General features: G+C 73.1%; 18 protein-coding genes. 8 read left to right on the forward strand and 10 right to left on the reverse strand.

Going from position 1 to position 24,373, the window contains the following annotated elements:
• Window positions 1-10 precede the first annotated feature (10 nt).
• On the reverse strand, window positions 11-850 hold the full coding sequence (locus tag AC27IY_RS03690) for a MaoC family dehydratase (protein ID WP_487177112.1): 840 nt from the start codon (window positions 848-850) through the stop codon (window positions 11-13).
• Window positions 851-1,077: 227 nt separating this feature from the next.
• On the opposite strand from AC27IY_RS03690, the gene AC27IY_RS03695 reads away from it, so the two are divergent.
• From AC27IY_RS03695 to AC27IY_RS03705, 3 genes are all read left to right on the forward strand, one after another.
• Window positions 1,078-2,721 carry an MFS transporter gene (locus tag AC27IY_RS03695; RefSeq protein WP_487177113.1) on the forward strand — a complete coding sequence of 548 codons (1,644 nt, stop codon included), beginning with the start codon at window positions 1,078-1,080 and terminating at the stop codon, window positions 2,719-2,721.
• Entirely contained in the window at window positions 2,718-3,875 is a 1,158-nt protein-coding gene (locus tag AC27IY_RS03700) for a thiolase C-terminal domain-containing protein (protein ID WP_423471454.1), read from the forward strand. The genes AC27IY_RS03695 and AC27IY_RS03700 overlap by 4 nt, the downstream gene beginning before the upstream one ends.
• 146 nt (window positions 3,876-4,021) lie before the next feature.
• The gene (locus AC27IY_RS03705) at window positions 4,022-4,654 is read left to right on the forward strand and encodes a TetR family transcriptional regulator (RefSeq protein WP_329578008.1); all 633 of its coding nucleotides are present in this window, start codon (window positions 4,022-4,024) and stop codon (window positions 4,652-4,654) included.
• Between the two features lie 19 nt (window positions 4,655-4,673).
• Here AC27IY_RS03705 and AC27IY_RS03710 read toward each other — a convergent pair whose 3' ends face one another.
• The 5 genes from AC27IY_RS03710 to AC27IY_RS03730 all read right to left on the reverse strand — a co-directional run bounded on the left by AC27IY_RS03710 (window position 4,674) and on the right by AC27IY_RS03730 (window position 10,705).
• Complete coding sequence (locus tag AC27IY_RS03710; RefSeq protein WP_364464361.1) at window positions 4,674-5,435, reverse strand: SDR family NAD(P)-dependent oxidoreductase; 762 nt, start codon at window positions 5,433-5,435, stop codon at window positions 4,674-4,676.
• Window positions 5,436-5,466: 31 nt separating this feature from the next.
• A complete protein-coding gene (locus AC27IY_RS03715; protein ID WP_487177114.1) occupies window positions 5,467-7,287 on the reverse strand; it encodes a CaiB/BaiF CoA transferase family protein in 1,821 nt (606 codons plus the stop codon).
• Window positions 7,284-8,312 carry an NAD(P)H-dependent flavin oxidoreductase gene (locus tag AC27IY_RS03720; protein ID WP_487177115.1) on the reverse strand — a complete coding sequence of 343 codons (1,029 nt, stop codon included), beginning with the start codon at window positions 8,310-8,312 and terminating at the stop codon, window positions 7,284-7,286. Before AC27IY_RS03720 ends, AC27IY_RS03715 begins: the two co-directional genes overlap by 4 nt.
• Before the next feature lie 62 nt (window positions 8,313-8,374).
• Window positions 8,375-9,484: an acyl-CoA dehydrogenase family protein gene (locus AC27IY_RS03725; protein WP_487177116.1), complete on the reverse strand. Its 1,110-nt coding sequence runs from the start codon at window positions 9,482-9,484 to the stop codon at window positions 8,375-8,377.
• Window positions 9,485-9,508: 24 nt separating this feature from the next.
• Window positions 9,509-10,705, reverse strand: a complete 1,197-nt coding sequence (locus AC27IY_RS03730) for an acyl-CoA dehydrogenase family protein (protein ID WP_487177117.1) — start codon at window positions 10,703-10,705, stop codon at window positions 9,509-9,511.
• Window positions 10,706-10,960: 255 nt separating this feature from the next.
• On the opposite strand from AC27IY_RS03730, the gene AC27IY_RS03735 reads away from it, so the two are divergent.
• The 3 genes from AC27IY_RS03735 to AC27IY_RS03745 are packed head-to-tail and all read left to right on the forward strand — an operon-like array spanning window position 10,961 to window position 16,074.
• Entirely contained in the window at window positions 10,961-11,770 is an 810-nt protein-coding gene (locus AC27IY_RS03735) for an ABC transporter ATP-binding protein (RefSeq protein WP_487177118.1), read from the forward strand.
• Between the two features lie 22 nt (window positions 11,771-11,792).
• A complete protein-coding gene (locus AC27IY_RS03740; protein ID WP_487177119.1) occupies window positions 11,793-14,639 on the forward strand; it encodes an ABC transporter permease subunit in 2,847 nt (948 codons plus the stop codon).
• Window positions 14,640-14,676: 37 nt separating this feature from the next.
• Window positions 14,677-16,074: an ABC transporter substrate-binding protein gene (locus AC27IY_RS03745; RefSeq protein WP_487177120.1), complete on the forward strand. Its 1,398-nt coding sequence runs from the start codon at window positions 14,677-14,679 to the stop codon at window positions 16,072-16,074.
• A 225-nt stretch (window positions 16,075-16,299) separates the two neighbouring features.
• On the opposite strand, the gene AC27IY_RS03750 is transcribed toward AC27IY_RS03745, so the two are convergent.
• Together AC27IY_RS03750 and AC27IY_RS03755 are read right to left on the reverse strand one after the other, a co-directional pair.
• Window positions 16,300-17,118, reverse strand: a complete 819-nt coding sequence (locus AC27IY_RS03750) for a VOC family protein (RefSeq protein ID WP_487177121.1) — start codon at window positions 17,116-17,118, stop codon at window positions 16,300-16,302.
• Window positions 17,119-17,178: 60 nt separating this feature from the next.
• On the reverse strand, window positions 17,179-18,621 hold the full coding sequence (locus AC27IY_RS03755) for an MFS transporter (RefSeq protein ID WP_487177122.1): 1,443 nt from the start codon (window positions 18,619-18,621) through the stop codon (window positions 17,179-17,181).
• 362 nt (window positions 18,622-18,983) lie between these two features.
• Here AC27IY_RS03755 and AC27IY_RS03760 point away from each other — a divergent pair, with 362 nt between their 5' ends.
• The gene (locus AC27IY_RS03760) at window positions 18,984-20,426 is read left to right on the forward strand and encodes an MFS transporter (protein ID WP_487177123.1); all 1,443 of its coding nucleotides are present in this window, start codon (window positions 18,984-18,986) and stop codon (window positions 20,424-20,426) included.
• 151 nt (window positions 20,427-20,577) lie between these two features.
• Window positions 20,578-21,195 carry a TetR/AcrR family transcriptional regulator gene (locus AC27IY_RS03765; protein WP_344206406.1) on the forward strand — a complete coding sequence of 206 codons (618 nt, stop codon included), beginning with the start codon at window positions 20,578-20,580 and terminating at the stop codon, window positions 21,193-21,195.
• Between the two features lie 7 nt (window positions 21,196-21,202).
• Here AC27IY_RS03765 and AC27IY_RS03770 read toward each other — a convergent pair whose 3' ends face one another.
• Together AC27IY_RS03770 and AC27IY_RS03775 are read right to left on the reverse strand one after the other, a co-directional pair.
• Window positions 21,203-22,846 carry a potassium/proton antiporter gene (locus AC27IY_RS03770; protein ID WP_371250441.1) on the reverse strand — a complete coding sequence of 548 codons (1,644 nt, stop codon included), beginning with the start codon at window positions 22,844-22,846 and terminating at the stop codon, window positions 21,203-21,205.
• Window positions 22,847-22,942: 96 nt separating this feature from the next.
• Window positions 22,943-24,319, reverse strand: a complete 1,377-nt coding sequence (locus AC27IY_RS03775) for a sensor histidine kinase (protein ID WP_487177124.1) — start codon at window positions 24,317-24,319, stop codon at window positions 22,943-22,945.
• Between the last annotated feature and the right edge of the window lie 54 nt (window positions 24,320-24,373).

Consider the following 24,373-nt stretch of genomic DNA (forward strand, 5'->3'; position numbering starts at 1 on the left):
GTCAGCGCGGTCAGAGGATGACCGCCGTGCCGTGGTCGATGACCGGGGTGCCGCTCTCGTCGGTGGTCTGGAACCGCACGTCGGTCCCGTCGGCCCAGATCGACACCGTGATCGTCTGACCGGGGAGTATCGGCTTGGTGAAGCGGGCGGACATGGCGCGGAACCGCTTGGGATCCGAGCCCGCGACCGTGTGCAGCAGCGCCCGGCCGGTGAAGCCGTAGGTGCACATGCCGTGCAGGATCGGCCGCGGGAAGCCGCCCCGGCCGCTGAAGGACGGGTCGGTGTGCAGCGGGTTGCGGTCGCCGGTCAGCCGGTAGAGGAGCGCCTGGTCGGCGCGGGTGGTGTAGGTGACGACGTGGTCGGGCTTGCCCGTGGGCCGCTCCCAGGTGGTGCCGGGGCCGCGCTCACCGCCGAAGCCGCCGTACCCGCGGAAGAACAGGGAGGTGCGGATCTTCGCCAGCGGCCCGCCGCCGGGGACGCTGGAGACGCTCTCGGTGGCGATGATCGCGCCGGAGCCCTTGTCGTACACGCCGACGATCTCGCCCGTGGACTCGACCTCGCCGGCGACCGGGATGGTGTCGAACAGCTCGAAGGCCTGCTCGGCGTGGAGCATCTTGGTGAGGTCGAGGTCGCCGGGCAGGGCCATCCCCGCGCCCATGGCCACGTTGCAGAACGTCGGGAGGACCTGCTGCGGCGTGCCCGCGGTGTTCTCGGTCGTGAACTGCAGCTCCGCGAGCGGGTCCTCCTGACCGGCGCCGACCGCGATGGCGTAGAGCAGGGCGTCGTCGGAGGTCCAGGATCTCGTGAGGGGTTCGCTCTTGCGGCCGACCAGCGATGCGTCGATGGGCATGGAACCTCGATTCGTGAACGCTCGGAAGACCTGGCCGGGGGCGTCGCCGTCCGGCCTGATCAGGTGCCAAGTGAAACACGTTACGACTGAACCGGCAAGGCTTGGCTGGCTCTTGACATCGGAGAGTTCAGCTCCAACCCTGTCAGTAAGCAGAACATGTTGTCTTTAGCTGGGTCCGGGCCGCCGGCCCGGCCGCCACCTGCCGGAGGACCTGAAATGGCTGTGCGGTGAGGCGCTTCCGGGCGCTGCCCGCCGATCTGCGGATCTCCGCCCTGATCGCGTTCGTGGTCGCCCTCGGCTTCGGCGTGATCGCGCCCGCCCTGCCGCTGCTCGCGGCGGAGTTCGGCGTGGGCAGCGCGGTCGTGGGGGCGGCGATCAGCGCGTTCGCGGTGGTCCGGCTCGCCACCGCCGTCGTCAACAGCCGCTTCGTCCAGCGCTTCGGCGAGCGCCGGGTGATCGCCTGGGGACTGTGGCTGCAGGGCGCGACGATGATCGTCGCCAGTTTCGCCCCCGACTTCACGCTGCTCATCACCCTGCGGGCGATCGGCGGGATGGGCAGCTCGGCCTTCACCATCGCCGCCATGTCGCTGGTCCTGCGCACGGCGCCGCCGGACGCGCGGGGCAGCGGCATCAGCACGTTCCAGCTCGGCTTCATGCTGGGCGCCATCGCCGGGCCGGCGGCGGGCGGCGTGCTCGCCGACGTGAACCCGCGCCTGCCCTTCCTGCTGTACGGGGTCACCCTGCTCGTGGCCGCCGCGATCTCGCAGCTCAAGCTCTCCCCCGGCGTCCCGCCGCCCTCCGGGCCCCGGCCCGCCGGCGCCCCGGCGGCGGAGACCGGGCCGCTGCCCCGCGGCACGTACGTCCGCGCCTTCACCGCGGCCCTCGTCGCCAGCTTCACCGTCGGCTGGCTCTTCTACGGCCTGCGCAACTCGACCATCCTCGTGTTCGCCACGGACGAGCTGGACAGCAGCGGCACCTTCATCGGCGTGGCGATGCTCGGCACCGCCGTCACCCAGGTGATCTCCGTACGGGCGTTCGGCCGGTGGGCCGACACGCGCGGCAGGCGGCCCGCGATGATCACCGCCGGCGTGCTCGGCTGCGTCGCCGTCGCGCTGCTCTGCCTGCCGCCCGGCGAGGCGGTCTTCCTCGCCTCGATGGCGCTGCTCGGCGTGGCGGGCGGCGGGCTGTCGGCGACGCCCGCCGCCCTCCTCGCCGACATCAGCGGCAGCAGCCCCGCCAGGAACGTGGCGTGGTTCAACATGTCGTCCGACGTCGGCGCGATCATCGGCCCGGTCGCGGCGGGGGCGGTCGCCGACGCCCTGTCGTTCCAGACCGCCTTCCTCATCACCACGCTGATCCTCGGGGTCGTCGTGGTCAGCTCGGCGGCGATGCGCGAGACGCTCGCCGCCCCGTCACCTGTGAGCCCCTCTGTGGAACCATCCGTGAAAGGAACCGCCATGCCCGGCCCGGCACCCGTGCCCATCCCGGAGACACTCCCCTTCTGGGAGGGCGCCGCGAACGGCGAGCTGCGCGTCCAGCGCTGCGCGTCCTGTGAGCGGCACTACTTCTACCCGCGCCCCTTCTGCCCCGCCTGCGGCTCGGCGGACGTCGCGTGGACGACCGTCAGCGGCGCGGCCCGGCTGCTGTCGTACGTCATCAACCACCGCCCCCTGCCGCCCTTCGACCCCGCCACGCCGGTCGTCGTGGCGCTGGTGGAGCTGGCCGAGGGGCCACGTCTCATGACCAACATCGTCGGGGTGCCGCCCGAGCCCGAGCATCTGGAGCTGGACATGCCGTTGCAGGTCTGTTTCGTCGAGCGGGGCGAGCACACCCTGCCCGTGTTCGCCCCCGCCGGGGAGGTGGCCCGATGACCTCGATGCACCACGGCGACATCGCCATCGTCGGCGCGGCGGAGACCACCGACGTCGGCGTCCGCCCCGACCTGTCCGTCCTCGGCCTGCACGCGGAGGCGGCACGCAACGCCCTCGCCGACGCGGGGCTCACCGCCAAGGACATCGACGGCGTGGCCACCGCGGGGCCGCTGGCGCTGGAGGTCTCCCACCACCTCGGCATCGAGCCCCGCTGGCTCGACGGCACCATGGTCGGCGGCTGCAGCTTCATGCTGCACGTCCGTCACGCCGCCGCCGCCATCGCGGCCGGCGCCGCCGACGTCGTGCTCGTCACCCACGGCGAGTCCGGGCGTTCCCGGGTCGGCGTGGCGCCCTGGGCGCCCAACCCGGCCTCGGCGACCGGGCAGTTCGAGGCCGTCTACGGCGCGCAGACGCCGTACTCGACCTTCACCCTGCCCGCGCTGCGCTTCCTGCACGAGCGCGGCATGACCCGCGAGCACCTGGCGCACGTCGTCGTGGCGCAGCGGACGTGGGCGCTGAACAACCCGCGCGCCTTCCGCCGCAAGCCCACCACGGTCGAGGAGGTGCTGGCCGGGCCGCCCATCGCCTACCCGTTCACCAGGGACATGTGCTGCGTGGTGACCGACGGCGGCGGCGCGCTCGTGCTCACCACCGCCGAGCGCGCCAGGGACCTGCCGGGCGGCGACCGCGCGGTCTACCTGCTCGGCTCGGGCGAGTCGGCCGAGGGGCCCCTCGTGTCGCAGATGGCCGATCCCGGCTCGTTCGCCGCCTTCCGCAGGGCCGGGGAGGAGGCGTTCCGCACCGCCGGCGTCTCGCGCGCCGACGTGGACCACCTCATGGCGTACGACGCCTTCGCGCACGTGCCGCTCTACATGCTGGAGGACCTCGGCTTCGTCGGGCGCGGCGAGTCGGGCGACTTCGTGGCGGAGGGCAACACGATGAAGGGCGGCTCGCTGCCGATGAACACCAACGGCGGCGGCCTGTCCTACACCCACACCGGCATGTACGGCATGTTCGCCATCCAGGAGGCCGTGCGGCAGCTCCGCGGCGAGGCCGTGGAGCAGCTCCCGAAGGCGGACATCAGCTTCGTGCAGGGCGTCGGGATGTTCTTCGCGGCGGCCGGCAGCCTGGTGCTCTCCCGCCATCAGGGCTGACCCCCGGCGGCGGCGCCGGGAGCCTGTCCCGGCGCCGCTCGGGCGGTCATGAGAACGTGTACTCTTTAGTACCAGCTTTGCAGCCGCTGACCCCAGGCCGTCAGCGGGCTCTCGTGTCCTTCACCCACAGGGAAAGGGGGTCCGCCATGACGCGGGTCAGCAGGAAGGGCCGCACGCCCGAGGCGCGGGCCTTCCGGGCGGAACGTGTTCTTGATGCCGGGATGGCCCTGGCCACCCGCGGCGGCTACGACGCGGTCCAGATGCGCGAGGTGGCGAGGATCGCGGAGGTCGCCCTGTCGACCCTCTACCGCTACTACCCGTCGAAGGACGCCCTGCTCGCCGCGGCCATCCAGGTGCAGCTCGACGAGCTGCGCAAGGACATCGTGCAGCGTCCCCCTCGGCAGCGGACGCCGGAGGGGCGGGCCGCGGAGGTGCTGCACCGGGCCTTCCGCGCGATGCAGTACAACCGCGGCTGGGCGCACGCCGCGCTCAGCGCGTACCACATCCCCAAGCCGCTCGGCGAGCGGCGCGAGGAGACGCCGCTCCTGGCCGAGACGCCGCCGCCGACCAGCCTGGCCGAGCTGATGGGGCGCGCCGCGTGGGGGCCCGACCACCGCATCACGACCGCCGAATACCGCGCGCTGCACATGCTGGAGTCGCTCTGGAACAGCAGCGTCATCGGCTGGCTCAACGACCAGCTCACCCCCGAGTACGTCGAGGAGCGGATGAAGTTCGCCGCGCGGCGGCTGCTCATGCCGGAGCCCGAGACCGGCAGATAGGCCCCGGGCCCGGCGGAGCTCAGCGCGCGCCCTGGCCGTCGTCGACCTTGACCACGGTGCCGGTCACGAACTCCGAGTGCGGGGACACCAGGTAGAGCAGGGTGCTGTCGAGCTGGCGCGGGTCGCCCATGCGGGCGCGGGGGAAGAACCGCGACGGGTCGCCGCCGATGCGCCGCACCATGCCGTCCATCATCTCCGAGGCGAACGCGCCCGGCGCGATGGCGTTGACGTTGATGTGGAACTTCGCCCACTCGACCGCGAGCACCTCCGTCATCCGTACGACGGCGGCCTTGGTCACCGAGTAGAGTGCCGCTCCCCCGCCCCGGTACTCGTAGGCGCCCATGGAGGAGACGTTCACCACCCGGCCGCCGGCCCCGGCCGCGATGAGCCGGCGCGCGAAGTCGCAGGACAGCAGCCAGGGCGCGCGCAGGTTCGTCCCCAGCACCCGGTCCACGAGGTCGACGGGCATCTTGGTGGCGTGCTGGGCGTCGGGGATGCCGGCGTTGTTGACCAGGATGGTGGCGGTGCCGAAGCGTTCCTCGGCCGCGTCCAGCAGGCCGCCGAGCTGGTCGTCGTCGGTGAGGTCGGCGGCCAGCGGCAGGCAGGCGCCGCCGGCCGCGGCGATCTCGTCCGCGAGCTCGCCGAGCCGGTCCGCGCGCCGGGCCACGGCGACCACGGAGGCCCCGTGCTCGGCGAGGGTGACGGCGAAGCGCCGCCCGAGTCCCGAGGAGCATCCGGTCACGACGGCGGTCTGCCCCGTGAGATCGACGGTCTGCGGCATGGCTCTCCTTCTTCCTGCTTCCACGTGCGGTTCAGTCCAGGACCTGCTCGACGGCGCCCTCGGCGACGAGCCCGGCGACCTCGTCCGGCGCGAACCCCAGGAGCTCGGTGAGGACCCGCTCGTTGTCCTCGCCGAGCAGCGGGGCCGCCTTGGTGACGCGGTACGGCGTGAGCGACAGCTCCGCCTGGGCGCCCTCGTACGGCATCGTCCCCATGACGGGGTGCGGCTGCGGCCGGAAGTAGCCCCGGTGCGCCACCTGCGGATCGGACCGCAGGCCCCGGGCGTCGTGCACCGGACCCGCCGGCACCTCCGGCTGGAGCGTCCCGACGACCTCGGCGACCGTCCTGGCGGACGTCCACGCGGCGAGGGCCCGTTCCAGGCGGTCCTCCTGCTCCTTGCGCCCGGCCAGGGTGGCGAGCCGGGGATCGGCCGCCCACGCGGGCTCCCCCAGGGCCCGGCGCAGGGCGTTCCACTGGTCGTCGCCGGTCACCGCGATGGCGACCCACCGCTCCCTGCCGTCCTCCGGCAGGCACGGGAAGACGCCGTGCGGGGCCGCCGCGCGGTCGCGGTTGCCGTCGCGGGTCGCGACGTGGCCGGTGAGCTGGTGGTCCACGAGTTCCGGCGCGAGGAACATCAGGCCGGTCTCCATCTGGGACAGGTCGATGTGCTGCCCCTCGCCGGTGCGGGCGCGGTGCTCCAGGGCCGCGAGCACGGCCACGGCGGCGAAACGCTGGCCGATGAAGTCCGTGTACGCCCCGTACGGTGAGCCGGGGTCGCGGTCGGGCCAGCCGGTCAGCTCGCAGAACCCGGACATGGCGGCGAGCACCGTGCCGAACCCCGCGAACCCCCTGCGCGGGCCGGTCTGCCCGTTCATGGACGTCGAGAGCATGATCAGGGAGGGGTTGACCGCGCGCAGCCGGTCGTAGCCGAGCCCGAGCCGGTCCATCACGCCGGGCGTGAACGCCTCGACGACGACGTCGGCCCAGGCCGTCAGCCGGGCCGCGACCCGCCGCGCGGCGTCGTAGGCGGCCAGCCGGGGCGGCAGGAAGCCCTCGTCGCGCAGCCAGGCGACGTACCCGGCGGGGCCGGGGCCGAAGGGGACGGTGGCGAGGACGTGCCCGTCGCGGCAGCCGAACAGGTGGCGGTAGGGCTGGCCGGGGGCGGGCGCGCCGAAGGAGGCCCGGTCCACCACCGAGCCGTCGGTGTAGGGTCCTGGCACCGCGTTCATCAGCGTGCGGATCGTGGCGAGCTGCGCCGAGACGTCCACGTGCTGGCCCCGGCCGGTGCGCCGGGCGTGGCGCACCGCGGCGAGGGTGTGCACGACCGCCTCGGCCGCGGCGTGCAGGAAGTACTGGCCCGAGCTGATGCGGACGGGCGGGCGGTCGGGGTCGCCGTTGGTCCACACCGCGCCGCCCGTGGCGGCCACGACGAGGTCGGCGGCGGCGTGACCCGCGTAGGGGCCGGTCCGGCCGAACGGGGTGACGCTGACCAGCACCAGGCGCGGGTTCACGGCGGACAGGGCGGCGTGGCCGAGACCCCGTCCGTGGAGGGTCTCGCGCTCGTACGACTCGATGACGACGTCGGCGGCGCGGGCCAGCCGCAGGAACAGCTCGCGGGCGGCCGGCCTGGCCAGGTCCAGCGTCACCGAGCGCTTGCCCCGGTTGAAGGCCGGCCACGCCGGGTTGGGCCGGCCAGGGGGCGCGCCGGCCCGCCGGTCGAACCGGGCGGGATCGCCTCCGGGCGGCTCGACCAGGGTGACCCGCGCGCCGAGGTCGGCCAGCACCCGCCCGCTCAGCCAGGCCCGCTCGGTGGTCAGGTCGAGCACCCGCAGCCCCGCCAGCGCCCCGCTCACCGCGCCCCGCCGGGCGTCGAGCCGGGCTCGGCGGTCAGGGCGGGCTCGGCGGTCAGGGCGGGCTCGGCGGTCAGGGTGTGGGTGGTGCGGGCGGCTTCGGCGTACTCGGCGGCCAGCCGGTCCACCAGGTCGGCGACGGTGGGGACGTCGCGGACGCCGGAGACGGAGTGGCCGGCGCTCCAGATGTCGCGCCACCTCTTGGGCGCGCCGCCTTCGCGCCCCTCCAGCGCCGCCATGGAGAACCGCTTCGGCCCGAGCCCGAACTCGGCCGGGTCGAGCCCCTGGGCCAGCAGCGACCGCCGCAGCAGGTTGGTCTCCAGCCCCGAGAGGGCGTTGGTGAGGTGGATGTCGTCGAGCTCGCTCTCGACGACGAAGCTCTTGTACCGCTCGTCGGCGCGGGCCTCGCGGGTGGCGATGAAGCGGGTGCCCATGTAGCCGAGGTCGCACCCGAGGGCCCGCGCGGCGAGCAGGGCGTGCCCGTCGGCCTGCCCGCCGGCCAGCGCGACGATCCCGTCGAAACGCCGCCGCACCGCCCGGACGAACGCGAACGGGTTGGCGTTCCCGGTCTGGCCGCCCGCGCCCGCGGTGAGCAGGATCAGGCCGTCCGCCCCGGCGTCGATGGCCCGCTCCGCGTGGCGCACGGTGGCCACGTCGCACCAGACCTGGATCCCGGCCGCCCGCAGGGCGGGGGCGACGGCGGCGGGCGAGCCGACGGAGGTGATCACGGCGGCCGGGCGGTGCCGCAGGATGACGTCGAGGTCCTGCTCCAGGCGGGGGTTCGAGCGGTGCACGATGAGGTTGGGCACGCACGGCGCGGCGTCGGGGCCGCAGGCGGCGGCGATGCGGTGCAGCCACTCGTCCAGCTCGCCCTCGGCCCGGCAGTTGGCCGTCGGGAAGCTGCCGAAGACGCCCGCCCGGCAGGCGGCGATCACCAGCTCGGGGCCGGAGACGAGCAGCATGGGCGCGGCGACGAGCGGCAGCCGGGCGCGCTTCAGCAGGGCACGGCGGTCCACGTCAGCGGTCAAAGGATCACCTCAGGAGGTAGAGCCGCGGCGGGCGCCCCGGGGAGGGGCGCCCGCCACCGAGGTCACACGCCGAGCTTGTCGGCGAGCCGGTCGAGCTGGTAGTCGCCGTCGCCGGCGAGCACGTTTCCGGCGATCGCGTTCTTGTAGTAGAAGTGCGCGTCGTGTTCCCAGGTGAAGCCGATGCCGCCGTGCAGCAGCATCGTGTCCTTCGCCGAGGTGAGGTAGCCGGAGGAGGTGAGCGCCCGCGCGGCGGCGGCGGCCGCGCCGAGCCTGGTGGGCTCCTCGTCGGCCGCCCTGGTGGCCTCGCGCAGCGCGGCGTCCGACAGCGCCCACCGGTTGTACATGTCGGCGAGCTTGTGCTTGACGCCCTGGTAGGCGCCGATGGGCTGGCCGAAGGTGTAGCGGACCTTGGCGTACTCGGTGGTCATGGTGAGGCAGGCCAGCATGGCGCCGGACTGCTCGGCGGCGATCGCGAGGTTCGCGAGGTCGGCCACGCGGTCGAGGGCCGCGTCGGCGTCGCCCGCGAGCGGCCGGGCCGGGGTGCCGTCGAACGTCACGGTGGCCGTGCTGCGGGTCGGGTCGACCCCGGCGTCCCTGCTCACGGTGAGGCCGGGGGCGTCGCCCTCGACCAGGTACAGCCCCGCGCCGTCGGGCCCGGCGGCCTGGACGAGCAGCACGCCGGCCTCCGCGCCGTTCAGCACGGCGATCTTGGTGCCCGACAGGGTGACGGCGTCGCCGGAGCCGGTCGCGGCGGTGGCGGGCGTCCCGGGGATCCAGCGGCGCTCTCCCGGCTCGCTGACGGCGAGCGCGCCGACCAGGCCGCCCTCGGCGAGCCGCGGCAGGAGGTCGTGCTTGGCCGGCTCGTCGTCCAGGGCGAGGAGGGCTCCGGCGGTGAGCACGCAGGCCAGCAGCGGCGAGGGCACGAGGCCGGCGCCCAGCTCCCGCAGCGCCGCCGACAGGTCGGCGTGGGTGGCGCCGGCGCCGCCGTACTCCTCCGGGATGATCAGGCCGGCCAGGCCGAGGTCCCCGGCCAGGCGCGACCAGACCTCCGCGTCGTAGGCGTGCTCGCCGCCGACGACCTCGCGGACCCGCGGCATCGGGCTGCGTTCGGCGACGAAGCGCTTGACCGTCTGAGCGAGGCTCTTCTGGTCGTCGGTGAAGATGAGAGACACATCAGCTCCTGGAGGGTGGGACGGTCAGCGCGAGAGCTTCAACTTGTTGTACGGGGTGTTGCGGTCGACGCCGGGATCCTTGGCGAGCCCCAGCACCCGCTCACCGATGATGTTGCGCTGGATCTCGTTGGTCCCCCCGGCGACGGCGTTGCCCGGCGCGGCCACGATGGCCATGGCCACCCGCTCCAGGTCGGCCCCGCCCAGCGCGAGGTCGGCGCCGAGGATGTCCTGCGCCAGGTCGGCGGCCCACAGGGCCTGCTCGGCGCCGGCCAGTTTGGCGGCCGAGCCGCGGGCGCCGATGGGGACGCCGGCCATCGACTCCTCGTGCAGCACGCGGCCGTAGGCGCCGAGCGCCGACTCGCGGGCGTACAGCAGCGCAAGCCGGCGCCGCACGGCGGGGTCGCGGTCCAGGCCGCGGGCGCGGGCCAGCTCCAGGAGCGCGTCGAAGCCGAGCGGGTTGGAGCGGGCGCGGGTGCCGGTGCCGATGGTGACCCGCTCGTGGCGGAGCATCACCACGGCGGCGGCCCAGCCCTCGCCGACCCGCCCGATGACCGCGTCGTCGGAAACCTCGACGTCGTCGAAGAACACCTCGTTGAACGGCGCGTGCCCGGTCGCCACGACGAGCGGCCGCACGGTGACGCCCGGGTGACGCATGTCGACGATGAACATCGTGATGCCGCTGTGCTTGGGCACGGACGGATCGGTGCGGGCGATGATGGCGCCGTAGTCGCTGTGCTGGGCGCCGGAGGTCCACACCTTCTGGCCGTTGATGATCCAGCCGGTCTCGGTGCGGGTCGCGGTGGTCTGCAGGCCGGCGACGTCCGAGCCTGCGGAGGGCTCGGAGAAGAGCTGGCACCAGATCTCCTCGCCCTTGAGCAGCGGCGGCAGGTAGCGCTTCTTCTGCTCCTCGGTGCCGAGCTCCAGGATGGTCGGGCCGGGCATGCCGAGGCCGATGACGAACGGCCCGGTGGGCAGCTCGAAGTCCGCCGCCTCCTCTGAGAAGGCGATCAGCTCGGCCGCGCCGAGGCCCTGGCCGCCGTACTCCTTCGGCCAGGTGATGCCGGCGAAGCCCGCCTCCCACAGCGCCTTCTGGAACCGCTTGGACTCCTCCAGCGGCACGGCGGTGCCCTCGAGGTCGTAGTCGGCCGCCTCGTCGAAGGGTTTGGCGTTCTGCTCCAGCCAGGCGCGGGCCCTGGCCCGGAACTCGTCGGTGGAGGTCATAGGCGTTCCTCTCGTGAGTGCTGTCGGGCCGCCGCGGCGGGGTTGGGCGAGAGGCGGGCCCGCGCGTGGACCCACGCCCGCCCGCCCTTTGAAAACACGTTCCGTTTAGCGAAGGCTCTTCTGTTCGGGAGCGGATGTCAAGAGCAGGCAGACACCTTGTCTACAGCTTTGATATTGACAATGGCGACGCGTCTGGTCACGCTCCCTACAACGGAAACGGGTTCCTATTGTGTCTCCGCAGGAAGTGAGCACACCATGGATGTTGCACAAACCACCCCCGTCACCCCTGCAGGACCGGACACCGGGACCGTTCTCCGGCTGGCGGACGTGACGGTGCGCTTCGGAGGGATCACCGCGGTCGACGGCGTCACGCTCGACGTGCCGCGCGGGCAGGTGGTGGGCCTCATCGGGCCCAACGGCGCCGGCAAGACCACCCTTCTTGACGCGATCTCGGGGCTGCGCACCCCCACCGAGGGGCGCGTCGTCCTCGACGGCGCGGACGTCACCTCCCGGTCGGCCTCCTGGCTCTCCCGGCACGGCGTCCGCCGCACCTTCCAGCGGCACCAGGCGTTCGGCTGGCTCAGCGTGCGGCAGAACGTGCTCGTCCCGCTGGAGTGGCGGACCCGCGGGCGCGGGCTGCTCGGCGACGTGCTGGGCCTGCCGCACCGGCGGCGCGAGACCGCGGCCCTGCTGGAGCGGGCCGACGAGGTCATCGAGCTGTGCGGGCTGTCGGCGGTGCGGGACGTGAGCGCCGCGACCCTGCCGATCGGCCGGCTGCGGCTGCTGGAGTTCGCCCGCGCCATCGTGGACGCGCCCCGGCTGCTCCTGCTCGACGAGCCGACGTCGGGGCTGGGGCCGAGGGAGACCGAGCTGCTGCGCGAGGTCCTGCTCGGTCTGGTCCAGCGGCACGAGCTGACGGTCGTCCTCGTCGAGCACGACATCGACTTCGTGATGGGCCTCGCCGACCGCATCGTCTGTCTCGTCCAGGGGAGCGTGCTGGCCGACGGGCCGCCCGCCGAGATCCGCAAGAACCCCGAGGTCATCGCCGCCTATCTCGGCAGCTGACACCCCCTCTTAGGAGTCTTCGTTGCAGTTCTTCAGCATCACGATCAGCGGGGCGGTGTCGGGCGCCATCTACGCGCTGCTCGCGATCGGGCTCGTCCTGTCGCACTCGACCTCGCGCATCTTCAACTTCGGCCACGCGGCCACCGCCTTCGCCGCGGCCTACCTCTACCACCAGTTCCACGTCGCGCTCGGCTGGAACAAGTGGCTGACGCTCCTGGTGATCGTCGCCCTGTTCGCCCCGCTCATGGGCTGGGCGTGGGACCGCCTGGTGTTCCGCCGCCTGGCCGACGCCGAGGAGTCGACGAAGATCGTCGCCGGGGTCGGGGTGCTCATCGTGGTGCCGGCGTTCGTGCTGCTGGTGTGCGCGATCCTGCGGGACGCCCTCGGGATCCCCTTCCAGGACGTGGCCGAGGTCTACCAGGTGCCCGGCGTGCTGCCGGCCCAGCAGCACCAGATCGCCGCGGGCCTGGTCCTCAGCAACAACCAGCTCGTCGCCCTGGGCGCCAGCGTCCTGCTCTTCGTCACCATGTGGGCCTTCCTCCGCTTCACGCCTCTCGGCCTGCACATGCGGACCGCGGTGGACAGCCCGGTGCTCGCCCGGCTGCGGGGCATCAACACGGGCCGGGTCTCGACCCTCTCGTGGGTGATCAGCTTCTTCCTCGCCGCCGTCGCGGGCGTGCTGGCCGCGCCGTTCCCCGGCCCGTTCGGGCTGGTCAACGACAACTACACCCTGGCGCTGTTCGTCGCCACCACGGCCGCGGTCGTGGCGGGGCTGCGCTCCGTCCCGCTCGCGTTCCTCGCGGGGCTGCTCATCGGGGCCGTGCGCAACATCGTCGTGGCGTACGTCAACGCGGACCACCTCGGCGCGTTCGGCGCCTGGGCGGCCAAGGTGTACGGCCTGACCGCGTCCGTCCCGTACGCCGTGCTGTTCATCGCGCTGATCCTGCTCGGCCACGACCGCAGACGGCGCAAGGCCGGCACCGCCGCGACGGCGGCCAAGCCCACCCCCGACTACCGGGACGACCTTAGCCCGTTCAAGAAGGCGCTGCCCTGGATCATCAAGTCGGCGGTCGTCCTGGTGCCCGCGCTGTTCCTCGCCAACGGCATCTGGCGGCAGTTGTTCATCTACGGGTTCGCGCTCGGCATCATCCTGTTGTCCTTCACCATCGTGACCGGGCTCGGCGGCATGGTGAGCCTCGCGCAGGGCGCATTCGCCACCGCGGCCGGTCTCACCGTCGGCCTGCTGCTGGCCAACGGCTGGCACTACGTGCCCGCGACGGTGGTCGGCGTGCTGGTCGCCGCCGCGCTCGGCGCGCTGACCGCGCTGCCGGCCCTGCGATTGTCGGGGCTCAGCCTCACCTTCGCCACCCTGGCGCTGGCGCTGCTGGCGACGAACGTGCTGTTCAAGATGGAGTGGTTCTCCAACGGCACGGCCGGCTGGTCGATCCCGCGCCCCCGGTTCGGGCCGATCGACCTCGCGGACGACCGGGTGCTGCTGATCGTCGTCTTCCTCGTCGTGCTGCTGCTGGTCCGGATGGCGAACAACCTCACCGACTCGGCGGCGGGCCGCGCGATGATCGCCGTGCGGACGGCCGAGCCGGCCGCGTCCGCGTCGGCCGTCTCGCCGCCGGTCACCAAGCTCCTCATCTTCGTCATCTCCGCCGCCGTCGCGGGGCTGGGCGGCGTCCTCGCCGTCACGGTCTACGGCACCATCCTGAACACGGCGAACCCGCCGCAGGCCACGTTCCTGTGGCTGGCGATCGTCGTCATCGTCGGCGTACGCAGCCCCGGCGGCGCCATCGAGGCCGGCATCATCAGCGCCGTCCTGCCCTGGATCATGGCCCACGGCTTCGACCTCGGGCCGATCAGCTGGGGCGGCACCAGCAACGACCTCATCCCGCAGGTGCTGTTCGGGCTCGGCGCCATCCAGCTCGCCGCCCAGCCGAACGGCCTGCTCGCCACACAGTCCATGGCCGCCAGGCACCGGCGCGACCGCAAACGCGCCAAGCTCGCAGCGCAGGCCGCAGCGCAAGCCGCAGCCCAGGCCGCAGATCAGGTCGCCGCCCAGGCCGCCGCCCAGGTCGCGCCTCCGGCTTCACCCGAGCCCGCGATCGAGGTCGGCGAGCCGGCGGCGTCCGTTGGATCGTTCCCGGCGGCCGGCCGTCCGCCCGGCCTGCTGGAGCTGCACGGCGTGCACGCCGCGTACGGGGAGGTCGAGGTGCTCCACGGCATCGACCTGACCGTGCGGGAGGGCGCCATCCTGGCCCTGCTGGGCGCCAACGGCTCCGGCAAGACGACGCTCTGCGCCACCATCGCCGGCCTGGTGCCGGTGACGAGCGGCCGCATCGTGTTCGACGGCGAGGACATCACCGCGCTGGACACGCTGCGGCGCGTCGAACGCGGCCTCGTCCTCGTCCCCGAGTCCCGGGGCGTCTTCCCGTCCATCACCGTCGACGAGAACCTCAGCATCTGGCTCCCGTCGAAGGCCGACCGCGCCAAGGTCTACGAGCAGTTCGAGTCCCTGGCCCGGCGGGCCGGGCAGCCGGCGGGCAACCTGTCCGGCGGCGAGCAGCAGATGCTCAGCCTGGCCCCCTTCCTCGTCCGCCGCCCCCGCCTGCTCATCAGCGACGAGCCGTCACTCGGCCTGGCCCAGCTCGTCACGGCCGAGATCATGGCCGCGTTCCAGCGCCTCCAGCAGGAGGGCACCACCGTGGTGCTCGTCGAGGAGAAGGCCCGGGACGTCCTGACCGTCGCCGACCAGGTCGGCGCGCTGCAGACCGGCCACCTCCGCTGGGTGAGCGAGCGGGCCGACGTCGACGAGCAGCGCGTCGCCGCCGCGTACCTCGGCATGTCCGCCGTCGTGCACTGACCCCCCCGGCCACCGAACCTTTCGAAAGGCACACAGCATGACCTCTGCGCGCACCCGCCGGCTCCGGCGGGTCAACACCCTGGTCGCCGTGACGGCCGCCCTGTCGCTCACGGCGTGCGGCGGCGGCTCCTCCGGCTCCCCCGAACCGGAATCCCGCCCGGCCGTCACGGCCAAGCCGCTGACCGCGCAGCAGGCCGGCGAGGAGATCGTCAAGATCCTCGGCGAGCTGCCCGAGCTCACCGGCGAGACCGTACGCGGCGTCAACGGCAAGGTCGTCACCGTCGGCGGGACCGGCACCAACACCAAGGCTGGTCAGCACACGCTGCCCGGTCTCGACGTCGGCGCCAAGGCCCGGTTGGAGCGTGCCAACCGCGAGGGCGGCGTCAACGGCTACACCTTCGCGTACGCGGGCTTCCAGGACGACAACGGGCAGCCGGCCGCCTCCCAGCACGCCACGCAGAGCCTGGTCGAGTCCGAGAAGGTCTTCGCCCTGGTGCCGTACGTGCCGGCGTCCGGCGTGAACGGCGACTACATCGTCAAGAACAAGGTGCCGACGTTCGGCTGGCTGGGGCAGGACTTCTGCGCCTGGGACAAGAACCCGTGGATGTTCAGCACCTCCGGCCAGGCGTCGTGCGCGGAGGCGCTGCCCGGCAAGGTCGTCGGCTCGTCGTCGTCGCTGGAGCAGTACCTGAAGGCGTCGGGCAAGGACCCCTCGTCGATCAAGTTCGGCGTCTTCGCCTCGTCGGACCCGTACGGCAAGGCCGGCGTCATCTCGGCCAAGGCCATCGCCGCCAACCTCGGCATCGACGTCGTGTACGCGGAAGCGGACCTGCCGAGCGCCACCGAGCCCCCGCTGTCCGACTACACCCCCATCGCCTCGCGCATCATGTCGTCCGGCGCCGACGTCGTGTCGGCCAACGTCACCGCGCCCGCGCTGCTCGGCGTGCTCGGCGCGCTGAAGTCGCTCGGCTGGACCGGCGACATGCTCTACGGCCAGGCGGCGCAGGCGCTGCTCGACAACGCCGGCACCGCGCAGACGGTGGACGGCATGTACGGCACCACGACCCAGGGCGCCCTGGCGTTCGGCGAGGACAAGTTCGCCCAGGTCAGGGAGGACCTCAAGGCCATCGGGTCGGACGCGCCGCCGGACGGCATCGGCACGGTGACGACCTACTGGGCGGCCGACCTCTTCCTGCAGGCGTTCGCTGAGATCGAGGGCGAGCCCACGGCGGAGAAGCTGGCCACGGTGCTCAACGGCGGCTCGTTCAGCTACGAGGCCATCCCCGGCGTCACCTGCTCGCAGTCCTGGCCGGCCGGCCGGGTGCTCACCCCGGCCTGCGCGGGCGTGGTGAAGTACGACGCCGCCGCCAAGAAACTGACGCCGCTGACGCCGCTGGCGGACGTGGGCGGCTACTTCATCGTCGACGGCCGGTAACGGCCCTGTGATCCCCCGCCCCGGCCGGTCCTGCTGGGGCGGGGATCACGCGTCCCGGGCCCGATGAGCGGGGGCCGGCCCCGGTGGATCACGCGTCCCGGGCCCGATGAGCGGAGACCGGCCCCGGTGGATCACGCGTCCCGGGCCCGATGAGCGGAGACCGGCCCCGGTGGATCACACGTCCGAGCGCCGGTGGGCGAGGAAGGATCCTCGCCCACCGGACGGTCAGCGGGTCGCGGGGACGGGGTCCGTGAGGCGGTCGTGGCTCTCCCCCGCCAGGTCGGCGACCCGGATGCCGAGCTCGGGGACGACGGGCTCGTCCTCGGCCGCCCGCAGCGCGCCGGACGGCTCCCACGCCGCCGCCCCGTCCTGGCGGAAGCCGAGGAGCCGGAGCCCGGGCCGCTCGCCGGGGTCGGCGGCGAGCAGCAGGTCCGAGCCGCCGTCCCAGCGGTAGGAGGAGAGCCCCGGCCCCCACGTGGTCTCGGCGCCGCCGAGCAGGTCGCGGAGCACCAGGCGCGCCTTGTCCTCGTCCGAGACCCGTCCGACGACGACCGGCAGCGCGGCCGCCTCGGCCGCGGGCTCCGGCCAGGGTGCCCGCTCCGCGCCCGGCAGGTCCACGGGCAGCTCAGGGGGCAGCCCTTCCGACTGGGCCACCTGCACGAGGAAGCCGAGCCCGGTGGCCTTGGGGTGCAGGAACGCCTCCTGCCAGATCGGGTTGCCCAGGTTGACGAGGATCGGCTCGAAGCCCAGCGACCCGGCCGCGGCGAGGACGGCCCGGATGTCGCGCACCTTGAAGGTGAGGTGGTGCGGCCGGGCCGCCGCCCGCGCGCCGTCGAGGAAGCGCTGGACGAACGCCCCCGGCTCGCTGCCGGGCTCCAGGAGCTCGACGCCCATGCCGCCGGCGTACCGGAGCTGGGCCGGTCTGAAGGTGGGCTGGGTGTGGCCGCCGGTCCAGCGCCCGCCGAACCGCCCCGCGAGCACGGGCCCGGCCTGGGCCCAGCGCCGTACCGCGAGGGCGACATGGTCAAGGGAGTACGCCGTCATGTGACACCTTTCCGTGGAGCGTCAGGACAAGGATCGCAAGGCGGAGCACCGGACCGCCGGTCAGCCCGAGCTGGTCGCGGGCTCCGCCTGGACGCCGCCCGGCAGGGGCGCGGACCCCGCGGGCCCGCCTCTCCGGCGGGGCAGCAGGACGCTCAGGAGGACGGCGGCGCTCACCGCGGCGGCGGCCACGGCCAGCGCCTGCTGGAGGCCGGTGCGGGAGGGCAGCACGGCCGCGCCCAGCTGGACGGTCTGCACGGCCAGCACGGCGCTGATCACCGCGCTGGCCAGGGACGTGCCGATGGAGCGCATGAGCGAGTTGATGCCGTTGGCGGCGGCCGTCTCCGACCGCGGGACGGCGTTCATGATCGAGGCGGGCATGGCGGCGTAGCCGAGGCCGGCGCCGGCCGAGACCACGGTCGAGGCGACCACGACGTGCCACACCTCGTCCATCAGGAACAGCGCGCCGCCGTAGCCGGCGGCGCTGAGCAGGCCGCCGACCACGAGCGTCACCTTGGGCCCGTACGCGCCCGTGAGGCGGGCCGAGACCGGCGACAGCACGATCATCATCACGCCGCCCACCGCCATCCACAGCCCGGCCTCCAGCATGGACAGCCCCAGGCCGTAGCCCGTGGCGGCCGGCGCCTGGAGGAGCTGGGGGAAGACGAGGCTCGAACCGAACATGCCGAACCCGAACGCGACGGACGCCGCGTTCGTGACGAGCACCTCGCGCCGGACGGTCATGCGCAGGTCGACCAGCGCGTCGCGGGTCCGCAGCTCCACGAGCCCCCAGACCAGGAAGATCACCGCCGCGGCGGCGAACAGCCCCAGGGTCAGCGGGCTCGTCCAGCCCCAGGCGGCGCCCTTGGTGATGGGCAGCAGGAAGCACACCAGCCCGGCCGACAGGCCGGCCGCGCCGGGGAAGTCGAACCGGCCCCCGGTCCGCAGCGGCGAGTCCGGCACGAGGACGCGGGTCAGCACCAGGCCGATCGCGCCCATGGCGGCGGCCACCAGGAAGAGCATGTGCCAGTCGGCGAACTGCGCGACCAGTGCGCCCAGGGGCAGCCCGATGGCGCCTCCGGCGCCCATGGTCGCGCTCATCAGCGCCATGGCCGAGCCGAGCCGTCCGGGCGGCAGCAGGTCACGCATGAGGCTGATGCCGAGCGGGATGGCGCCGACCGCGCAGCCCTGCAGCGCGCGGCCGGCCACGACGGCGGGCAGCCAGCTCGACGCCACGCAGATCAGCGAACCGGCGCACATGAGCGCGAGGCTGACGAGCATCATGCGCCGTTTGCCGTACATGTCTCCTAGGCGTCCGCTGACCGGGGTGAACACGGCCGAGGACAGCAGCGTGGCGGTGATGACCCAGGACGCGTCGTCCACGGAGGCGGACACCAGCCGCGGCAGGTTGGGGATGATCGGCACGACCAGGGTGAGCATCATCGCCACGACCATGCCGCTGAAGGCCAGCGCGGCGGTCACGAGATGCGACGCGCGACCGGACACGGGTGCCGCCACCGTACTCCTTCTGCTGGGGACGATGCCCGCACCCTAATGCGGACGCGCTTTGTCTGTAAATAGGCGGGGGACTCTTGACATCGCCGAGAACGCTGACCTAGCTTCTGTTTTGCAGACATGTTTCGTCCATATTAAAAGCGCAGCTCAAACTCCCCTTTCCAGGGGCGAAGCAGCCCTCTCGGACGCCTGCCGCCCCGCGCCCGCCTTCCCGCCGGCGCACCTTCCGCACCCCCCGCTTCCCGCACCCTTCCGTTTTCCGCACCCCCCGTTTTCCGCACCCTTCCGCGCCTCCACGCCCCCGCACCTCCACTCGCTCCACGACGACGTCCCGGGCCGTCGTCGCGGAGCCGATGAACCCTGCCCCGAACCCCCTGGCCGGCCACGTCCTCATCAAGGAGCCCCCCACCATGGTCAGCGAGCGCGTTCCCCCCAGCGAACCAGCGATCTCCGCGACGGCCGCCCCGCCGTCGAAGCCCAGCATGGTCAAAGCCTGGGTGATCACCCTCATGCTGCTCGCCAGCACGCTGATCGCCTACCTGGACAAGGCGATCCTCGGCCTGGTCGCCCAGCCCGTGATGGCCGACCTCGGCCTGACCGCCACCCAGTTCGGCACCATCAGCACCGCCGCCAGCCTGCTCGGTCCCGCCGTGACGCTGCTGTTCGCCACCGTGGCCGACCGGCTGCCCCTCAAGGGCACGCTGTTCACCCTCGTCATGCTCTGGTCGCTGATCCAGCTACCGATCTTCTTCGCCGCCTCGGCCGGCATGCTCGTCGTGACCCGGCTGCTGCTCGGCGCGGCGGACGCGCCCTCCAACTCGGTGATGCACTCGATGGCCTACTCCTGGTGGCCGAACGAGCGGCGCGGCCTGCCCGCCGCGCTGCTCACCACCGGGGCCTCGTTCGGCAAGCTGATCTTCGCCCCCGTCCTGGTCGTGGTGATCGCCTCGCTCGGCTGGCAGTACGGCTTCCTCAGCGTCGCGATCATGGGCTTCGTCTGGTGCGTCGGCTGGGCGTTCGTCGGCAAGACCGGCCCGTACGCCGAGCCGGTGACGCCGCGCCCGGCGAAGAAGGCGGCTGCCGAGGACTCGCCCGAGGACCCGACGGCGGGCACCAAGGCCCCGCTCCGCTCGATCCTGCTGACCGGCACCTTCCTCGGCTACCTCGCGCTGTTCTCCTCGGTCGGCATGCTCGTGATGATCGTCCTCACCTGGCTGCCGTCGTACTTCGAGGCGGGCCTCGGCTTCTCGGCCGTGACCGCGGGGTCGCTGTTCGGGGTGCCGAGCATCACCTCGGTGATCTTCCTGTTCGCCTACGGCGCGTGGGGCGACCGGGCGCTCAAGCGGGGCGTCCCGGCCCGCCTGGTGCGCACCCTCATCGGCGGCGGGCTGGCGATGGGCGGCGGCCTGTCCCTGATGGCGCTCCCCCTCGTGGACGGCGTGGCGCTGCCCATGGCGCTGCTGATGCTCGGCTACGGCCTGAGCACCAGCATCTACGCGATCGCCAACCCGACGCTCGCCCAGATCACCCCGCCCGCGCAGCGCACCGGCGTCCTGTCGCTCGGCCTGGCGCTGAGCGGGTTGATCGGCGTGCCCGGCCCGGTGCTCGCGGGCATGGTCCTCGACGCCGCCAAGGCCTCCAGCGACTCCCCTGCCGACGGCTACACCGGGGTGTTCCTGCTGGCCGGCGTCATCGTGCTGATCGGCGGCGCGCTGTTCGCCCTGCTGGCCAACCCCGAGCGCGACGCGCTCAAGGTGGAGGCGGCCCGCGCCGCCCGCGCGGCCCGTACCTCCTGAGCCGGAGGACGACGACCGTGCGCGCCTCCCGCCGGCCCCCGACCGGCGGGAGGCGTCCGCCCGGGCGGCCCCCCACAAAAGGGACGATCATTGTCCGCAACCTTGACGAAGATCGCTGACGCTGATGCCCTCTCCTGGCAAACTGGTCCTCATGACGAGCGCTGCCGCGCCACGGCCGGGACGGCCGCCGGACCCCGACATCGAGCCGCGCGTGCTCGACGCGACGCTGCACATCTACGCCGAGGTGGGCTGGGCCGGTTTCACCATGGACGCCGTGGCGCGCCGGGCCCGCGTGGGCAAGGCCGCGCTCTACCGCCGCTGGCAGAGCAAGGAGAAGCTCATCGTGGCGGCGCTCGCCTCGCTCACCACCCCGGTGATGGCCGAGTCCACCGGCTCGCTGCGCGAGGACCTGCTGGCGATGGCCATCCGGACCCTCCGGGCGCAGCAGAGCCGCGACGGGCTGGTCGGCATCCGGGCGCAGATCGAGGCCAAGTTCTATCCCGAGCTGTTCGGCCAGGCCATGGAGGACCTGGGCAGGCAGTGGCGGACCATCTTCCGCAGCCTCGTCCTGCTCGCCATCGAGCGCGGCGAGATCCCCAAGGGCACCTCACCCGCCCTGGTCCTCGACGCGGTCAACGGCATCCTCGTCAACCACGTCCTGTCCACGCCGCTGGACAAGATGCCCGCGCTGGTGGAGGACGCCCCGCGCTACGCCGAGACCGTCGTGGACTTCGTCCTGTCCTCCATCGGCTACCGCGAGCCCGCCTGACCCCGGGCTACGGCTCGTCGCGCTGCAGTCCCTTGGGGGTGACCCCGGCCCACCAGGAGGCGACGGCCTCACGCGCCCGTACGAGGGCGGGGACGGCGGCGCGGCTCGCGTCGGACAGCGGCAGCGGCTCCCGCCCGACCCGCCTGGGGGCCGGTCCGGCCTCGCCGCGCCCGTCGTGCCACTGGGCCAGCCGCCCGCCGCGGCCCACGGCGCGCAGCCGGTTCTCGACCTCGGCGCGGGTGGCGGGCGTGGTGACGATGAGCACCTCGTCGCCCTCGCGGAGCGGGGTGTCGGGCTCGGGGACGAGGGTGTCGCCGTCCCGGATGATCAACGTGACGATGGACGGCTTCGGCAGCCGCAGCTCGAAGATCTCCACGCCGTTCATCCGCGAGCCGGACGGGATGGTGAGCGTGAGCAGGTCGGCGGCCAGCACGTTCAGGGGCGCCGCCTCGATCTCCACCTCACGGGCCTGGTGCGGCTGGGTGATGCGCAGCAGCCGGGCGATCAGCGGCAGGGTCGGGCCCTGGATCAGGGTGAAGATGACGACCAGGACGAAGACGATGTTCAGCAGCTGATGGCTGCCGGGGACCGCGGCGACGATGGGATAGGTGGCCAGCACGATGGGGACCGCGCCGCGGAGCCCCGCCCACGCGATGAAGGCCTGGTGCCGCCACCCCATGCGGAACGGGGTGAGGCAGGCGGCCACCGAGACGGGCCGTGCCACGAGCAGCAGCACCAGGCCGATGATGACCGCGGGCAGCAGCGCGGCGGGCAGCTCGCTCGGCGTGACCAGCAGGCCGAGCATGACGAACAGGCCGATCTGGGCCAGCCAGCCGATCCCCTCGGCGAAGGACCGGGTCGCGGCGCGGTGCGGCAGCACGGCGTTGCCCAGCAGGAGCCCGGTCAGGTAGGCGGCCAGGAACCCGGAGGCGTGCACGGCCCCGGCGGCGGCGAAGGCGATGACGCCCAGGCCGACGGTGGCCAGCGGGTACAGGCCGCTGGCGGGCAGCGCCACGAACCGCAGCGCCGCCGTGCCCGCCCAGCCGATCGCCAGCCCGATCGCGGCTCCCGCCACCAGCTCGAAGCCGATCTGGCCGGCGATGGACAGCGGGTCAGGCAGGTCGGTGACGCCGGTGGAGAACACGATCACCAGGATGACGGTGGGCGCGTCGTTGAAGCCGGACTCGGCCTCCACCAGCCCCGCGACGCGGCGCGGCAGGGGCAGCGCGCGCAGGACCGAGAAGACGGCTGCGGCGTCGGTGGAGGAGACGATCGCGCCCAGCAGCAGCGAGAGCTGCCAGTCCAGGCCGAGCAGCAGGTGCGCCCCCGACGCGGTGATCGCCACGCTGACCGCGACGCCGAGCACCGACAGCAGCGCCGAGGGCAGCATCAGCCGCCTGATGTCGCTCCAGCGGGTGCTCAGGCCGCCCTCGACCAGGATGATCGCCAGCGCCGTGGTCCCGAGGAGCTGGGCCAGCTGGGCGTCGTCGAAGTCGATGCCGAGCACGTCCTCGCCGAGCAGCACGCCGAGCGCCAGGAACAGCAGCAGGCCGGGCAGGCCCAGCTTGGTTGCCGTGCGGGCGGCGGCGATGCTGGCGAGTAACACCAGGCCGCCGGCCAGCAGGACTGCGTACAACTGGTGCAAACTCATCCTGAATCCTCACATCACATCGACGCTCAACCCGGGCCCGACATTCGGTTGCTACGGGTCCGATTCCTACCAGTTAGCTCCCTATCGGGGCGATCTCTAACGGTCCGGACCCCCCACATCCGGATCATCCCCGGGCGGGTCCCCCGCGCCGGGGTCGCTCTGGTCGCGCAGCAGGCGCAGGATCAGCCGGCCGCCCGGCCCCTCGCCCACCAGCAGTGTCCCTCCGTGCGCGTGCGCGATGTCGCGGGCGATCGGCAGGCCCAGGCCGCTGCCTCCGGTGTCGCGCGAGCGGGTCGCGTCCAGGCGGGTGAAGCGCTCGAAGACCTGCTCGCGCTTGTCCGGCGGGATGCCGGGCCCGTCGTCCAGCACCTCGACCTCGGCCAGCTCGCCGGCCGCCCGTACGGTGACGTGCACGCGGGTGTCGCCGTAGCGGTCGGCGTTCGACAGCAGGTTGGTCAGCACCCGGGCCAGCCGCAGCCGGTGCCCCCGGACGATCACGCCGGGCTGGATCGAGGTCGTCACCGGCAGCCGGGTCTTGCCGCGGCGGCTGATCTCCTCACTGACCAGCGCCCCGAGGTCGATGCGCTCGTTGCGCACCGGGGGCGCGGCGTCCAGGCGGGCCAGCATCAGCAGGTCCTGCACGATGGCGGACAGCCGGTACGCGTCCGCCAGCGCCGCCGCCCAGTCCTCGTCCCGCCGCTCGGCCATCCCCGCCTCCAGCCGCAGCGTCATGGCCGTGATCGGACTGCGCAGCTCGTGCGAGGCGTCGGAGACGAACCTGCGGTGCCGGTCCACCGCGTTCCGCAGCCGCTCCAGCGTGTCGTTGACGGTGACGGCCAGCTCGGCGACCTCGTCGTCGGTGGCGGGCACCTCGATGCGCCGGCTCAGGTCCTCGGCGCTGATCCGCTCCAGGCCGCGGCGGATGCGCTCGACGGGGGCGAGGACGCGGCCGACGCCGTACCAGGTGCCCCAGGCCATCAGGGCCAGCAGCAGCGCCGCGGACCCGTACAGCAGGACGAACAGGAACGGCGAGCGCAGCTCGTTCGGCTCCCGGACCGCGGCGTAGGCCATGACCGGGCCGTACGCGCTGACCTCGTCGTACAGCCCCACCACGACCAGGCAGGTGCCGGGCGGTACGGCGTCCGTGGACGTGTCCTCCCCGCACACCCGGTCGTTCACGAGCGACTCCCCCGATCGGGGGCGGGCACGGGTGAGCGGCGGCGCGCCGGCGAGCTCGGCGTCGGACGCCACCACCCGGCCCGCGCTGTCCACGACCTGCAGGAACCTCACGTCGTCCAGCTTCGGGATCGGGCCCGTGAAAGGGGACCGGTCGATGAGCACGGTCAGGCGGCGGGCCGCGGCTGCCGCCCGCTCCTGCAGGTCGTCACGCGCCCGTGCCAGGAAGAGCGACGAGATCACGAAGACGCCCGCGAACAGGATCACCCCGAACAGCGTCACCGTCGCGACCGTCATCCGCGCTCTGATGGACCGGCCCCACATCATGAATCGACTGTTTCACCCACGATG

The sequence above is a fragment of the Nonomuraea sp. B208 genome, from assembly GCF_057536035.1.